Source organism: Sphingomonas sp. Leaf357 (assembly GCF_001423845.1).
Classification (GTDB): domain Bacteria; phylum Pseudomonadota; class Alphaproteobacteria; order Sphingomonadales; family Sphingomonadaceae; genus Sphingomonas.
The window spans coordinates 2,150,142-2,165,350 of sequence record NZ_LMPM01000001.1 but is presented as its reverse complement, the minus strand read 5'-3'; the positions used below and the strand labels follow the sequence as shown (position 1 = coordinate 2,165,350).

Annotated in this window: 15 protein-coding genes; 10 read left to right on the top strand and 5 right to left on the bottom strand. The window is 64.2% G+C overall.

The genetic code is table 11. The annotated features are described in order from the left end of the window. The first annotated feature begins 132 nt into the window (after nt 1-132). Nucleotides 133-1,317 (top strand): acyl-CoA dehydrogenase, encoded by a 1,185-nt coding sequence (locus ASG11_RS10165; RefSeq protein ID WP_055778565.1) that lies wholly within the window; start codon nt 133-135, stop codon nt 1,315-1,317. On the opposite strand, the gene ASG11_RS19265 is transcribed toward ASG11_RS10165, so the two are convergent. After that, the gene (locus ASG11_RS19265; RefSeq protein ID WP_236697514.1) at nt 1,295-1,663 is read right to left on the bottom strand and encodes a hypothetical protein; all 369 of its coding nucleotides are present in this window, start codon (nt 1,661-1,663) and stop codon (nt 1,295-1,297) included. The genes ASG11_RS10165 and ASG11_RS19265 overlap by 23 nt on opposite strands. Between ASG11_RS19265 and ASG11_RS10160 the strand changes: the two genes are divergently transcribed. The 4 genes from ASG11_RS10160 (at nt 1,544) to ASG11_RS10145 (ending at nt 5,884) form a co-directional block, all read left to right on the top strand. Further along, nucleotides 1,544-2,632 carry a CaiB/BaiF CoA transferase family protein gene (locus tag ASG11_RS10160; RefSeq protein ID WP_236697508.1) on the top strand — a complete coding sequence of 363 codons (1,089 nt, stop codon included), beginning with the start codon at nt 1,544-1,546 and terminating at the stop codon, nt 2,630-2,632. The two genes, ASG11_RS19265 and ASG11_RS10160, sit on opposite strands and share 120 nt — an antisense overlap. 132 nt (nt 2,633-2,764) lie before the next feature. Then, entirely contained in the window at nt 2,765-3,889 is a 1,125-nt protein-coding gene (locus tag ASG11_RS10155) for a CaiB/BaiF CoA transferase family protein (RefSeq protein WP_055778559.1), read from the top strand. 64 nt (nt 3,890-3,953) lie between these two features. After that, nucleotides 3,954-4,712 carry a class II aldolase/adducin family protein gene (locus ASG11_RS10150; RefSeq protein ID WP_055778556.1) on the top strand — a complete coding sequence of 253 codons (759 nt, stop codon included), beginning with the start codon at nt 3,954-3,956 and terminating at the stop codon, nt 4,710-4,712. Between the two features lie 128 nt (nt 4,713-4,840). Further along, nucleotides 4,841-5,884, top strand: a complete 1,044-nt coding sequence (locus ASG11_RS10145) for an aspartyl/asparaginyl beta-hydroxylase domain-containing protein (protein WP_156363727.1) — start codon at nt 4,841-4,843, stop codon at nt 5,882-5,884. 20 nt (nt 5,885-5,904) lie between these two features. On the opposite strand, the gene ASG11_RS10140 is transcribed toward ASG11_RS10145, so the two are convergent. Beyond that, nucleotides 5,905-6,717: a DODA-type extradiol aromatic ring-opening family dioxygenase gene (locus ASG11_RS10140; protein ID WP_055778550.1), complete on the bottom strand. Its 813-nt coding sequence runs from the start codon at nt 6,715-6,717 to the stop codon at nt 5,905-5,907. Nucleotides 6,718-6,818: 101 nt separating this feature from the next. Here ASG11_RS10140 and ASG11_RS10135 point away from each other — a divergent pair, with 101 nt between their 5' ends. The 3 genes from ASG11_RS10135 (at nt 6,819) to ASG11_RS10125 (ending at nt 9,191) form a co-directional block, all read left to right on the top strand. Then, nucleotides 6,819-7,370 (top strand): (2Fe-2S)-binding protein, encoded by a 552-nt coding sequence (locus ASG11_RS10135; RefSeq protein WP_055778547.1) that lies wholly within the window; start codon nt 6,819-6,821, stop codon nt 7,368-7,370. Nucleotides 7,371-7,483: 113 nt separating this feature from the next. Beyond that, nucleotides 7,484-8,428 carry an RcnB family protein gene (locus tag ASG11_RS10130; protein ID WP_055778542.1) on the top strand — a complete coding sequence of 315 codons (945 nt, stop codon included), beginning with the start codon at nt 7,484-7,486 and terminating at the stop codon, nt 8,426-8,428. 85 nt (nt 8,429-8,513) lie between these two features. Beyond that, nucleotides 8,514-9,191, top strand: a complete 678-nt coding sequence (locus tag ASG11_RS10125; protein ID WP_055778540.1) for a prolyl hydroxylase family protein — start codon at nt 8,514-8,516, stop codon at nt 9,189-9,191. 76 nt (nt 9,192-9,267) lie between these two features. Here ASG11_RS10125 and ASG11_RS18740 read toward each other — a convergent pair whose 3' ends face one another. After that, nucleotides 9,268-9,405: a hypothetical protein gene (locus tag ASG11_RS18740; RefSeq protein WP_156363726.1), complete on the bottom strand. Its 138-nt coding sequence runs from the start codon at nt 9,403-9,405 to the stop codon at nt 9,268-9,270. Between the two features lie 95 nt (nt 9,406-9,500). Then, a complete protein-coding gene (guaD, locus tag ASG11_RS10120) occupies nt 9,501-10,784 on the bottom strand; it encodes a guanine deaminase (protein ID WP_055778537.1) in 1,284 nt (427 codons plus the stop codon). A 156-nt stretch (nt 10,785-10,940) separates the two neighbouring features. Between guaD and ASG11_RS10115 the strand changes: the two genes are divergently transcribed. Further along, nucleotides 10,941-11,753: a hypothetical protein gene (locus ASG11_RS10115; protein WP_156363725.1), complete on the top strand. Its 813-nt coding sequence runs from the start codon at nt 10,941-10,943 to the stop codon at nt 11,751-11,753. A 157-nt stretch (nt 11,754-11,910) separates the two neighbouring features. Further along, nucleotides 11,911-12,435, top strand: coding sequence for a gamma carbonic anhydrase family protein (locus ASG11_RS10110; protein ID WP_055778531.1), 525 nt, complete (start codon nt 11,911-11,913; stop codon nt 12,433-12,435). Nucleotides 12,436-12,533: 98 nt separating this feature from the next. Here the strand turns inward: ASG11_RS10110 and ASG11_RS10105 are convergent, their stop codons facing one another. Further along, a complete protein-coding gene (locus tag ASG11_RS10105; protein ID WP_055778528.1) occupies nt 12,534-15,116 on the bottom strand; it encodes a M1 family metallopeptidase in 2,583 nt (860 codons plus the stop codon). Nucleotides 15,117-15,209 lie beyond the last annotated feature (93 nt).

Here is a 15,209-nt window from a genome sequence, read left to right as displayed (position 1 = left end):
GAGAGCGCGGATCGAGAGGCATTGCCCCGGGTGGAAGTGTCTCGATACGGTGTCTCGACAAGCTCGACATCTACTCGACACGAACGGTATTTTCAGGGCGATCGCGCCCGATAATGTTCTGGAGCTTACCAAATGACCGGCATGGGCCAATTCGACTGGGCAGACCCCTTCCTCTTCGACGATCAGCTCGAAGACGACGAACGCATGATCCGCGATACCGCGCGCGCCTATGCCCAGGAAAAGCTTGCTCCGCGTATCATCGATGCGTTCGCCAACGAGACGACCGACGTGTCGATCTTCCGCGAAATGGGTGAACTCGGCCTGCTCGGCCCCACGGTGCCCGAACAATATGGCGGCGTCGGCGCGTCCTATGTCGCCTACGGCCTCGTCGCGCGCGAGGTCGAGCGGATCGACTCCGGTTACCGCTCGATGATGAGCGTCCAGTCCAGCCTCGTGATGTACCCGATCTACGCCTACGGATCGGAAGAGCAGAAGATGAAATATTTGCCGAAGCTCGCCAGCGGCGAGTTTATCGGCTGCTTCGGCCTGACCGAGCCGGACGCCGGTTCCGACCCCGGCGGCATGACGACGCGGGCGAAGAAGACCGCTGACGGCTATGTCATCTCCGGTGCCAAGACCTGGATCAGCAACGCGCCGATCGCCGACGTGTTCGTCGTCTGGGCCAAGAGCGATGCGCATGGCGGCGGCATCCGCGGCTTCATCCTGGACAAGGGCATGAAGGGCCTCGCCACGCCCAAGATCGAAGGCAAGCTGTCGTTGCGCGCCTCGATCACCGGCATGATCATGATGGACGAGGTCGAGGTCGGCGAGGACGCGCTTCTGCCCGACGTGCAGGGTCTGAAGGGTCCGTTCGGCTGTCTCAATCGCGCACGCTACGGCATCAGCTGGGGCAGCCTCGGCGCGGCGGAATTCTGCATGCACGCCGCCCGCCAATACGGCCTCGATCGCCACCAGTTCGGCAAGCCGCTCGCCGCCAACCAACTGTTTCAGAAGAAGCTCGCCGACATGCAGACCGAGATCGCGCTCGGCCTGCAGGCGTCGCTGCGCGTCGGCCGCCTGATGGACGAGGGCCGCTTCGCCCCGGAAATGATCTCGATCGTGAAGCGAAACAATGTCGGCAAGGCGCTCGACATCGCGCGCATGGCCCGCGACATGCACGGCGGCAATGGCATCAGCGGCGAATATCAGGTCATGCGCCACATGATGAACCTCGAAACCGTCAACACCTACGAAGGCGCGCACGACGTCCACGCGCTGATTCTGGGACGCGCGATCACGGGGATCGCCGCGTTCTGATGCGCCATCCCCGCCAGCGCCACCGGGTGGAAAGAGCAGAAGACGTTTGCTCGCACGAAGACACGAAGACACGAAGAAAGAAATTTTTGTTGCCTTCGGCGGGAGTGAACGTGCGGTGTTGCAGGTCACTCCTTCGTGTCTTCGTGCCTTCGTGCGAGCCCATTCTTCTTGTTCTGTCACGTCCGCTTTCGCGGGGATGACAGTGGCGCACAAACCCCTTGCCGGCATAAAGGTCCTCGAACTCGCCCGCATCCTCGCCGGCCCATGGTGCGGCCAGCTCCTCGCCGATCTCGGGGCCCAGGTAACGAAGATCGAACGCCCAGGCGCGGGTGATGATACGCGCCACTGGGGCCCGCCTTTCATGACCGGCCCGGACGGCGAGAACCTCGACGCGGCCTATTATCACTCCACCAATCGCGGCAAGACGAGCCGTGCCGTCGATATCGCCACCCCGGAAGGCCAGGCCGAGATCCGCGCCCTCGCTGCCGAAGCGGACGTCGTGATCGAAAACTACAAGGTCGGCGGCCTCGTTAAATACGGCCTCGATCACGCCTCGCTCGCCGCACTCAACCCGCGTTTGATCACCTGCTCGATCACCGGTTTCGGCCAGACTGGACCCTATGCCCATCGCGCTGGGTACGACTTCATTATCCAGGGCATGGGCGGCATCATGTCGCTCACGGGTGAACCCGACGGGCCACCACAGAAATCCGGCATCGCCTATGCCGACATCTTCACCGGCGTATATTCCGCCGTCGCGATCCTCGCCGCGCTGCGCACCCGCGACCGCGACGGGAGCGGAGCCCATATCGACATGGCGCTGCTCGACACGCAGGTCGCCGTGCTCGCCAATCAGGCGCTCAACTGGATGGCCAGCGGCAAGGTGCCGCACCGTATGGGCAACGGCCATGCCAATCTTGCGCCCTACCAATCCTTCGCGGCATCGGACGGCGACCTGATCATCGCGGTCGGCAACGATAGCCAGTTCCGCAAGCTCTGCACCGTCCTGAAGCTACCGCTGGCCGACGACGTACGCTTCGCCACCAACCCCGCGCGCGTGCAGAATCGCGCGGAGATGATCCCGCTGCTGAGCGATGCCATCGCCATCTGGCGCAAGGCCGACCTCGCCTGGGCGCTTGAGGAAACCGGCGTCCCGGTCGGCCCGATCAACCGCGTCGACGAAGTCTTCGCCAATGCTCAGGTCGTCGCGCGCGGCCTCGCGATCGAACGCCACGGCATCCCCGGAATCGCTTCCCCGATCGTCATAGACGGCAAGCGCATGGTCTCCGACGCCGCCAGCCCGCCCCGACCGTAAGCTTTCCCGTCACCCCGGACTTGTTCCGGGGTCCACGGTGCCGCACAATCGATCGCCTGAGAATGCGGCGCGCGGTGGATGCCGGAACAAGTTCGGCAGGACGGTAACAAGAACGACTTTGGAGAGCTCCTTATGACCACCCCGCCGCTCCACGGCATCCGCATCGTCGAGATCGCCGGCATCGGCCCGGGCCCGTTCTGCGGCATGATGCTGGCGGACCACGGCGCGGAGGTGATCCGCATCGAACGCCTTGGTGACGCCACCGTGACCGCCCTCGCCAAGGATCCGCTGCTTCGCTCCCGCCGCACGATCGCGCTGAATCTCAAGAACCCGGCGGCGATCGCCGCGGTCCAGCGCATCGTTGCCACCGCCGACGGCCTGATCGAGGGCTTCCGCCCCGGCGTGATGGAACGCCTGGGCCTCGGCCCGGACGTCTTGCTCGAAACCAATCCCAGGCTCGTCTATGGCCGCATGACCGGCTGGGGGCAGACCGGCCCGATGGCGCCGCAACCCGGTCACGACATCAACTACATCGCGCAATCCGGCGCGCTCCACGCGTTCGGCACGGCGGGCGGCAAGCCGCAATTCCCGATCAACATGGTCGGCGATTTCGGCGGTGGCGGCATGATGCTCGCGTTCGGCATGCTCGCCGCCATCCTTCACGCACAGAAGACCGGCCAGGGCCAGGTGGTCGATTGCGCCATGACCGAAGGTTCGGCCGTGCTGATGAGCATGATCTGGGGCTTTCGCGGCTCCGGCCGGTGGAACGACGCGCGCGGCACCAACCTGCTCGACGGCGGAGCGCACTTCTACGACACGTACGAGACCTCGGACGGCAGATGGGTTTCGATCGGCGCGATCGAACCGCAATTCTACGCCGCGTTGCGTCGCGTCATGGCGCTGGATGGCGACCACTGGACCGCGCAGTTCGATCCCCGCCAATGGCCCGCGTTGAAGGCCCGCCTCACCGACCAGTTCAAAACCAAGACCCGCGACGAATGGTGTGCCGCCTTCGAGGGCCACGAAGTCTGCTTTGCCCCCGTCCTGTCGTTCGACGAAGCCGTTACCGATCCCCACAACGCCGCGCGCGGTGCCTTCGTGGAGGCCGGCGGCCTGACCCAGCCCGCCCCCGCCCCGCGCTATTCCGCCAGCCCGACCGTCGCCCCCGTCATGCCCGCCGGCCACGACGAGACCTTGCTTGCCGAACTTGGGTTCGGCAAGGACGAGATCGTCGCCCTGTCGTCCTCCCCGGCCTGACCGGTTTGCAGACCGCGCCCCGCCGTGCGATAATCATACCCACAGTTCAGAATTGGAGAGCATCATGGCCACCGCAATCATCCGCAACAGCCAGATGAGCGAATCCGAACGGGCCGCGCGTCAGGAACTCGCCGCCTGCTACCGCATCTTCGACATGCTCGGCTGGTCGGAGATGATCTACAACCACATCACCGTGAAGCTCGACGAAGAAGGCGCGTTCCTGATCAATCCGTTCGGCCTGCATTTCAGCGAAGTGACGGCCAGCAGCCTCGTCAAGATCGACATCGACGGCAACAAGCTCGACGATTCGCCCTATCCCGTGAACCGCGCCGGCTTCGTCCAGCACGCGCTGTTCCACCGCCACCTGCCCGACGCGCATTGCATCATGCACACCCACACCACCGCTGGCATGGCGGTCAGCTCGGTCGAAGGCGGGTTGCAGCCGATCAATTTCTACGCCTGCAACTTCGCCGGCCAGATCGCATACCATGATTTCGAGGGCGTCACCGTCCGGGACGAGGAAGGCGAACGCCTGCTCGAACATCTCGGCAGCAAGCGTGTCATGCTGCTCAGGAATCACGGCATCCTCGTGATGGGCAAGACCCTGCCCGAGGCATTCATCAAGCACTGGTCGCTGCAACGTGCGTGCGAGATCCAGCTTGCAACGATGAGCATGGGCAAGCCGCTCCTCGTCGACGAGGACGTCATCAAGGTCCACCAGCGCGATCTCTACATGGCCCAGGCCAGCGCCAAGCCCGGCGAAGCCGATTTCGCCGCGATGGTCCGCAAGGTCGACAAGATCGACAGGAGCTGGCGGGATTGAGGCAAGTACTGATTAGTAAAATTTCGGCTCGATCGAATCACTTTATTGATTGGTAATGATAGATAAATTGCGAAATGAGAATTTAACACGCGCGGCGCTGGCGTGATGATTTCGTAGGATTCAGAAACGTGACGAGAACGGATATAGCCTCTAGCCATTTCTGGCTCGATCGGGCCAATTTATGTAAATTGGAAAATGACATCACTGGTGAGGAGGCTGCTCTTGATCGCTTGCTGGACGGCTATCCGCGGTCGGTGGTCGGTCATTTTAGAAAGGCCGATTGCCGAGCAAATGCCGGTGACGAGGCCGCCGCATGTCTTCTGTATACAAAAGGGTTGAGCCTTGCTGATGGACTGGACTTGCCCACCGAGATTGCGGTTGAGCTCCGGCGTGCTGAGCTTTCACTCGCCCGGTTACAAGGCAAAGCGCATGAAAAGCGTGAAAGGCGATTGATGGCGCGAGGTTTTCCACTGAAAAGGTGGAGCGAGCGCTTTCGGCAATCGATGGAAATCGCGGCCGGCAAACGAAAACTATATTTGCAGAATCCAACGGCCTATACTTATCCTGGTCTGCCGCATATCCAGTTTTTCGATCCAGACCAGTTCGACTGGGTTTCCGATATCGAGGCAGCAGCGCCGGTAATTCGCGACGAACTCATAGCGCTTCTCAAACAAGACCAGAGTCGTTTTCGCGCCTATATTCAATCCGAAGGCTCTGGACCACTGGGCGGCAACAAGGCGCTGCTCAACAACAAGAATTGGAGCGTTTTGAGCCTGTGCGAGAACGGTTGGCTCACGCCCGATGTCGTGCAGAATTGCCCCAAAACCTGGGAAGCAATCTTAAAAGCACCATTGCCACGTATTGCGGGTTGGGGCCCTACAATCGTCTTTTCCATGTTAAAAGCGGGTGCACGTATCACCGCGCATACCGGCATGATAAACACCCGATTGATTTGCCACCTGCCTCTCGTTGTTCCACCCGGCTGCGGCTTCCGTGTCGGAAACGAAGTGCGCGAATGGGAAGAAGGCAAGCTGCTCATATTCGACGACACGATCGAACATGAGGCATGGAATGAGGGATCCGAAGACAGGATCGTGCTAATCTTCGACATCTGGCGGCCTGAGTTGACAGAACAGGAACGTTTCGAATTGACGGCTCTTTTTTCCGACTAATGTGTCGCGTCCGATAGGCGCTACGCTGACACTTTACCGAAGCGATACCCGCTCACCGCCCAGCCCAACACGACATCGCGATAATCGCACACCGCCGCATCCTCCCCGCCAGCGCCCAGCGCCACCATCAGCGGCAACAGATGCTCCGCCTCGGGATGCGCGAACCGCGCGTGCGGCAGTTCTTCCCACGCCGCCACCCGCTCCGCCCGCAACGCCGGATCGGGCTCGGTGACGGCGGCCGTCAGCGCCGCATCCCATTCCTCCGCCACCGGCGTCACCTGCGCCCCGCGCGCGCGCAGATTGTGGAAACTCATGCCCGATCCGACGATCAGCACGCCCTCGTCACGCAACGGCGCCAGCGCCCGCCCGATCGCGATATGCGCCGCCGGGTCGAGATCCTTGCGCAAGGACATCTGCACCAGCGGAATGTCCGCCCCCGGCACCGCGACCATCATTGGAATGAACACGCCGTGATCCCATCCCCGCGTGGCTTCCTCGGCGGTCGCGAACCCGGCCGAGTTCAGCAATGCGGCCGCCCGCCGTGCCACGCCGGCATCACCATGCGAGGGCCATTGCAAGTGATAGGTATGTTCGGGGAAACCGAAATAATCGTAGGTCAGCGGCTGCCCGTCGCCGACATGGACCGTCACCGCGTCCGTCTCCCAATGGCCGGATACCATCAGGATCGCCCTGGGACGCTCGCGCAGCGATTCGATCAGCCCGGCGAGATACGCCTGCATCTTGCGCCACATCGGATCGGGCTGTCCTCCGGCCGGATCCATGAAGAAGCAGGGGCCGCCGCCATGCGGAATGAAGAGTGTGGGAAGGGTCATGGCCGGAATATCGCCACGGCACGGCCCGGCAACAATCTCCAGTCAGGAAACGCGTCGTTTCGCTTGGCCGATCCGCCCGCCTTCGCCTAAGCTGGCCGCCGATGACCCGCTTCACCGTCAACAATCAGCCGGTCCAGTATCGCATGGATCCGAACACGCCATTGCTCTGGGCGTTGCGCGATGCGTCCAACCTCACCGGCACCAAATATGGCTGCGGCAACGGGCAATGCGGTGCCTGCACCGTCGATATCGATGGCGAAGCCGTGCACGCCTGCCAGACGACGATCGGCGCGATCGAGGGCAGCTTCGTCACCACGATCGAGGGGCTGTCGCGCGAACGCGATCACCCCGTGCAGCTCGCCTGGATCGCGCACAACGTGCCGCAATGCGGCTTCTGCATCCCCGGCATGATCATGGCGGCGTCGGTGCTGCTGAAGAAGAACCGCAATCCGTCCGAGGACGACGTCCGCACCGGCATCACCAATCTGTGCCGCTGCGGCACCTATCCGCGCATCGTCGAGGCGGTGCTGGCGGCGGCGCGCGTGCAGCGCGGCGACGAGACGATCGCCGCCGGTGCACCGCCCGGCATCGATCCCGCCGACGCGGCCCGGCGCGTCCCCGCACTCACGCCGCTGCAAGATAAGCCCAAGTAATCAATCCTTTCTGATCGCTGACAGGACAGTTCAGAATCGGCTCATCGCCAATGGCGCACATCACGTCCATCGACCGGACAACTCTTTGTTCCGGCGCTTTCGAGGAAACGTGAATGCGTATTTCCATCTTGGCGGCGTTGATGGCCGCTACGGCCTTCGTTCCCGGTGCCGCACTTGCGCAGCGCATGGACCGTGGGGACAATGATCGCGGCGATCGTCAGGCGCGCGTCGAGGCCCGTGCCGACGCGCGCGCGGAGCGCCCGGAGCGCCCCGTCGCGGAACAGCCTCGCGCGGAGCAGCCTCGCCCGGATCAACCACGCTTCGATCGCGGCAATGGCGGCGGCGGCTGGAATCGCGGCAACCGCCCCGATCGCGGCCAGCCGGACGCCCAGCCGCCCCGTCCCCAGCCCCAGGCCGATCAACCGCGCCCGCAACCCCAGGCGCAGTTCAGCCCCGATCGAAATCGCGGCGGCCGCCCGGATGTTCGTGGCGGAAACGGTCAGGGTGGCGGCCAATGGCGTGGCGATCGCGGCGATCGTGGCCCCAATCCCAATGCCCAAGGTGGTCCGGGATACCGTGGCGACCGTGGCGACCGCGTCGCCACCCCCGAGCGTCGCAACGATTGGCGCGGCAACGACAATCGTGGCGGAGATTGGCGCGGCACCGCCGATCGCGGCAACGACTGGCGCGGGAACGCCGGGCGCAACGACAATCGTTTCGCCGGTCGCGGCGGCAACGATCGTGGTGCCTGGAACCGCAACTGGCGCGGCGACACCCGCTACGACTGGAGCCGGCGCCGGCAATATGATCGCAACGCCTTCCATCTGCCGCGCTATTACGCCCCGCGCGGCTGGAATTACGGCTATCGGCGCTTCAGCATCGGCCTCACGCTGAATGCCGGCCTGTTCGCCAACAATTACTGGATCGACGATCCCTACGGTTACGGCCTGCCCGAGGCATATGGCCCGTATCGCTGGGTGCGCTATTACAACGATGCGCTGCTCGTCGACATCTATTCCGGCGAGGTGGTCGATACGGTGTACGACATCTTCTGGTAAGACGCGTTTCGTCAGGGTCGGGCCCGTCGGAGAATATCCGGCGGGTCTTGCCTTTTGGGGTCGCGGCGGCACAGTGCCCGGCGTCATGACCGCAGCGCAAAAAGCCGGGGCAGCCTCGCCCGTCCGCCGCCTCTCGGGCGAGTTCACCTCCCGCCGCCTCGAAGCCAATCCGGCGATCAAGCGCGCCAAGGTCGATGTCGCGCAGATCTATCAGCATCCGGATTTTCTCGATGCCGCGCAATGCGCCGCGCTGGTCAAGATGATCGACGCCAACCGCCGCCCGTCCACGCTGCTCAGCACCAATCCCGACGCCGCCTTCCGCACCTCGGAAAGCTGCGACATGGATCGCTGGTCGCCCGACGTGCGCCCGACCGACGAAGCGATCGCCTCTCTGCTCGGCATCGATCCCAGTCACGGCGAGACGATGCAGGGCCAGCGCTACGCCCCGGGCCAACAATTCCGCGCCCATCACGATTATTTCCACGCCGGCGAAAGCTATTACGACAAGGTGGTCGAGGCCGGCGGGCAACGCACCTGGACCGCGATGATCTATCTCAACGACGTGCCCGAGGGCGGCGCGACCTGGTTCCCGCAAGCCGGCATCCGCGTCGCCCCGAAACGCGGCCTGCTGCTCGCCTGGAACAACATGAACCCCGATGGCAGCCCCAACGTCGCGACGCTCCACGAAGGCATGCCGGTGGTGAAGGGCACGAAGTATATCGTCACGAAGTGGTTCCGCGAGGGAAGCTGGCTGCGGGGGTGAGGGCCCAAGTATGACACCACCTCCGTTCGCCCTGAGCCTGTCGAAGGGCAAGCGCAGCGCTGGGGCTTCGACAGGCTCAGCCCGAACGGATGTCGGAACCGGGTCGCGCCCACGCCAAAACCCCCGGCACATAGGTCCGCGCCACCGCCCGATCGTCCCCCAGCACCTGCAGCGCGAACAGCCGGTCGTGCAGCGACGCCCCCGCCCTCCCCATTCCCGTTCGTGCTGAGCCTGTCGAAGCACCGTTCTTCTTCTCCACGCCACACAAGAAGGACAGCCCCTCGACAGGCTCAGGACGAACGAAATGCGCTAGGTTCGTCGCGCCCACGCCAAAACCCCCGCCACATACGTCCGCGCCACCGCCCGATCATCCCCCAGCACCTGCAGCGCGAACAGCCGGTCGTGCAGCGAAGCCCCCGCCGTCCGCCGCGCCATCAGTGGGGTCGCCGAGGTGTCGAGCACGATGAAGTCCGCCTCCTGCCCCGGCTGCAATCCGCCGATCCGGTCGCCCAGTCCCAGCACCTGCGCGCCGCCAGCGGTCGCCAGATACAGCGCATGGAACGGATCGAGGCGGTCGCCGCACAACTGGGACACTTTGTACGCCTCGCCCAGCGTGGACAGCAGCGAGAAGCTTGTCCCCGCGCCGACATCCGTGCCGATCCCGGTCTTCACCCCGCACGCGTGCGCCCGCGCCAGATCAAACAGCCCGGACCCCAGGAAGAAATTGCTCGTCGGGCAGAATGCGATCCCCGCCCCGGCCCCGGCCATCCGCGCCATCGCCGGATCGTCCATATGGATGCAATGCGCGAACACTGATCGCGGACCGACCAGCCCGAAGCGATCGTACACGTCGAGATAATCCCGCGCCGACGTGAACCGCGCCGCCACCGCCGCCACCTCGCCCATATTCTCGGCCAGATGCGTGTGCATCAATATGTCCGGGTGCGCCGCCACCAGATCGCCGGCGCCCGCAAGTTGCGCATCCGACGAGGTCAAGGCGAAGCGCGGCGTCACCGCATAGCCAAGCCGTCCGCGCCCGCGCCAGCGCGCGATCAGCGCTTCCGTATCCGCCCGCCCGCTCGCCACGTCGTCGCGCAGCGTATCCGGCCCGAGATCCATCAGCACCTTGCCCGAAACGATCCGCATGTTCCGGGCGAGCGCGGCCTCGAACAAAGCATCCACCGACTGCGCATGCACCGTCGCGAACACCAGGGCGCTCGTCGTCCCGTTGCGCAACAATTCGTCCAGGAAGAACGCCGCCACTCCGTCCGCATGCGTCCGATCGGCAAACGCCGCCTCGGCCGGAAAGATGTGCCGCTCCAGCCACTCCAGCAATTGCGCGCCATGCGCCGCGATCCGGTCGGTCTGCGGATAATGGACATGGCAATCGACGAATCCCGGCACGATCAACCCGTCGATCCGCTCGACTGCCACATCGGCAAAGCGCGGTGCCAGATCGGCATGGTCGCCGAACGCCACGACCAGCCCGTCCTCGACCACCAGCAACCCGTCGGGATGATGCCGCACGCCTCCGCCCTGCGCCGGATCCTCCGGCACGCTCAGCAATTCCGCGCGAAACCCGTGCAAACTCATGCCGCCATCACACCGCAAAGCCACCCTGCGCGCAATGGGGCCTCGATCCGGCGACGGCATTCCGCCTCGCGGACGATTGAAAAACCATCGTGGCCGACGCTATTCGAGCATCGCAGGTAACGGGTCAGCCGTCCCGCGCGAGGAACGAAGTTTCGTATGCCCAAGCCGATCGCACTCAGGAACCATGCTTTTCGGACCGTCGTTTCGGCACTGGTGTTTTGCGCAAGCCCGGCGGCCGCCGCGCCGAACCACCCTTTTACCGGGCGATGGCGCATGGATACGACTTCGCTCAAAGGCAACATCAAGCCGACGATCATCGAACTCGCCGCCGAAGGTTTCAGGAAGGATGGCAGCGAAGTCCTCAAGACAGACGGCCAGTTTCATCCGGTTTCCGGTGGAGGCTATATCGACGAGCAATCGATATCCGTCGAAAGCGATCACGTCGTGAAGGAAATCGACAAGGTCCGCGGCAAGCTCGCTTACACCGTCGAATATGTCATCTCCGACGACGGCGACACCTTGACGTGGCACATCGCGAATTACACGAATCCGAACGGTACAGCCGTTATGAGCGAGACGGTGCAACGCCGTGTCGGCGCGGCGACCAAAGGGGCCCATCTGATCTCGGGAACATGGGAACGGGTCAGCGTTAAAGTCGATTCCAAGAGCGACTGGATACTGAAATTGGACGGGAGCCGCTTCAGCTGGCGAACGGAGGAGGGGACCGGTTATGACGCGATCATCGGGGGCAAATCCGTCAAGATCGACGGGGATAATTCCGGTGCCCGTGCGTCGATTACGAGACCGCGAGCCGATACCATCGTGGAAACCGACGTATCGGCGAAGGGCCGGTACGACGCCAGTCTCTCCATGCAGCTGTTGCCGGATAACATGACAATTCGCGGCGTTGCGCACAGCCGCAAACAGAAAGGCCCGACGACGTTCTTCCTGAAACGAATTTCGGAATGAGATTTCGCCAGTAAACGACTGTTTTCTAAGACATAATATGCGAACGCTGCTAAACCGGAAATTTGCTCCCCGAGGCTCCACCCACGCCAACTTCGCCAACTTCCACCCCGACACTCGATCTGTCTGATCGCCACCGCCTGAACTGGACCGACGCGCCATGCCCCAATACGAAATCGATGGAAGACGCCCCGCCCTCGCCCCCGGCGCATGGATCGCGCCCAGCGCGGATCTGATCGGCGACGTGCACCTCGCCGAGGACGCGAACGTGTGGTTCGGCGCGGTGATCCGGGGCGACAACACCCCGATCCTGATCGGCGCGCGCACCAACATCCAGGAAGGCGCGATGTGCCATAGCGACCCCGGCGCGCCGCTGACGGTGGGGGAGGATTGCACGATCGGTCATCACGCGATCCTGCACGGCTGCACGATCGGCAACCGCGTGCTGATCGGCATGGGCGCGATCATCCTCAATCGCGCGACGATCGGCGACAATTGCATCGTCGGCGCGGGCGCGCTTGTCACCGAAGACAAGATCTTCCCGCCGAACAGCCTGATCGTCGGCAGCCCGGCCCGCGCGATCCGCGAACTGGACGCAAATACCGAGACCATGCTCCGCATCTCCGCCCGGCATTATGTCGAGAAGGCCCACGCCTGCGCCACGGGGCTCAAGCGCGTCGATTAAGGCCTATCCCGATCACCTTTTCCGTCCGTTCATGCTGAGCCTGTCGAAGCACATGCCCCGAACTCGCCCTTCGACAGGCTCAGGGCGAACGGTAGGAATCAGCGTGCCGCCCAGGCGGTGACCGCCGGGCGCAACCGTTCGGTGGTCTCACGTCGCGCCGCCATGCCGGCGACGACCCGCGCCGCGCCGTCCTGCGCCCCCGCCGGCAGGTTCTGCCTGGCGAAGGCGATGATCTTCGCCGGCATCGCCGGATCGTTCGATCCCCCGCCCAGCCCCGGCACGTAGTTCGACCGCGCACTCGCCTCGGTGAAGCTATCGACCAGGGCGAAGTTGGCCACCGCGAAATCGAACGCCATGTCGGGATGGCGCGCTGCGACCCCACGCAGCAGCCCCGCTTTCTGCGGAGCGCTGATCTGGTCGGTCTTGATCAGATCGAGCGCGCGCTGCGCCAGCGCAGCGCTTCGCGTACCGCCGAGCGTCCGGATATAGCCGTTGCGGGCCACCGGGTTCTTCTCGGCCAGTGCGATCTTCAGCAGCGCATCCCATTCCGCCGGCGTGGCGTTCAGAGCGTAGGTTGTCAGGATCGGCGTACGGATCGCCGGCGGAATCGCGTTGGAGTTCGTCGCCAGCGCCGCGACATATTTGCGCGCCATCGCCATGATCTCGGGATCACCGGTCGCCCCGAGCCCGCGGATCAGCGTCTCGCGCAGGTTGGTCACCAGCGGCGACTCCCCCGCCACGGCCTGATAGCCGACCCGCCGCATCAAGGGCGCGAGCAGCTTGGCGTTGCGCCGGTCGAGCGTGTCGCCCAGCGGCGTGTTCGCGAACCGCTCGGCGATCCGCCCGACCTGGCCTGCCACCATCGCCCATTCGATCGGATCGGCCTCGACCGACACCTGATCGAGCAGCGCCAGATAACCGGCCAGATCCTGGTCGCCGCTCATCGCCAGCGCGAAATCGTCACCGAGCGTCCCAAGCTGATCGGTCAGCGGCAGTTTGGTGAAATCGCGTACGATAGCGGCATGGCCGGCCGCATCGTATTTGGCCCGCAGATAGCTGCCTTTGCCCTGATTGAGCACGACCGTGCCGCACCCTTTCAGCGTTACCGGCGTCGGCGTCGCGCCGCGCACGATCACATCCGTATCCGCCTGCCCGAGCACGCCGATCCGCAACGGCACACGCCACGTCAGCGGTCGCTTCGATGCCGTATCCAGGCCGAAGCGTCCCTGTGTAAGAGTCGCCGTCGTCATCCCGCCACCGCACGTCGCACTGGTCAGCGTGATCAACGGCACGCCGGGCTGCAGCGTGAAATCATGCGCGATATCGGCCACCGGCTTGCCGGCCGCGGCCGAGAGTTCGGTCCACAACTGGTCGGTGACGGTGTTGCCGTATTTGTATTTCGCCATGTAGCGGCGGATGCCGGCGCGGAACACGTCCGGACCCAGAGTGGACTCGAGCATGCCGATCACCGCCTGCCCCTTCTGGTAGGTGATGCCGTCGAACGCACCGCCGATCTGGTCGACCGACTCGATCTTGCGGATGATCGGGTGCGTCGCGGCCGTCGCATCCGCGCCCAGCGCCGTCTCGCGATCGGACGACACGGCGGTCGCCTGCGCGTTCCATTTGGGGTTCAGGTCGGCGGTCGCCTTGTTCTCCATCCACGAGGCGAAACCCTCGTTCAGCCACAGATCGTCCCACCATTTCATGGTGACGAGATCGCCGAACCATTGATGCGCCATTTCATGCGCGACCACGGTGTAGATGCGCTGCCGGTTGCTCTCGGTCGCGCGCGCCGGATCGAACAGCAATTCGTTCTCGAAATAGAAGATCGCGCCCCAATTCTCCATCGCGCCGAACGTCTGGCTGGAGCCCGGCCCGGCGATCATGTCGAGCTTGGGCAGAGGATACGGCACGCCGAAATATTCGTTGTAATAGCTGAGCAGGCGCTTGGCCGCGTTCAGCGAATACTCGCCCTGCGCACCGACGCCGCGACGGCTGATGATGCCGATCTCGGTCTTGCCGGCCATCACCGTATGGCGCTCGACGTCCCCCATGCCTAGGAACATCAGATAGCTCGACATCCTGGGCGTCACCGCGAAACTGTAGAGTTGGGTGCCGTCGGCCTGTTTCGTCACGCTGGCGGCCGGCATGTTCGAGAAGGCCAACTGCCCCGCCGGCGCCACCGCGCTCACCTTGAACGTGGCCTTGAACGACGGTTCGTCCCACAGGGGCGCAAACCGCCGCGCGTCGGGCGCCTCGAACTGAGTCGCCAGCATCCGCGCCGCGCTGCCGTCGGCATTCTTGTAATCGATCGCGAACAGCCCGAGCGGCGACTGGTTGATCTTGCCGGTCCAGGTGAACCGCAGGTCGTGCAGGCCCTTCGCCGCCGCCTTGGGCAGCTTGACGGTCAATTCCTGCGACTGCTTATCCAGCGTCACCGGTATGTTCGCGCCGTCGAACGTCGCGGTGGCGATCGCCAGATCGGCGGCGTTGAGCGTGATCGTCGCGGTCGACACGCGCACATCGACCTTGATCGTCTCGCTGCCGGCAAAGGTCATCGCCGCCGCATCGGGCGTGATGCGGATATCGTAGGATACCGGCGCCACGGTCGCGGGCAATTGCCCGGCGGCGAAAGCGGGCGTGGAAATGCCGAGCAAAAGGAAAGGGATGACGCGCTTCATTGGGACGACCTTATCGTTGTGTGTTGCCGCCGTAATACGATCGCCGCGCTTGGCAACCCCGCGACACCACCGATGCGCTGGACAGTCATTTCA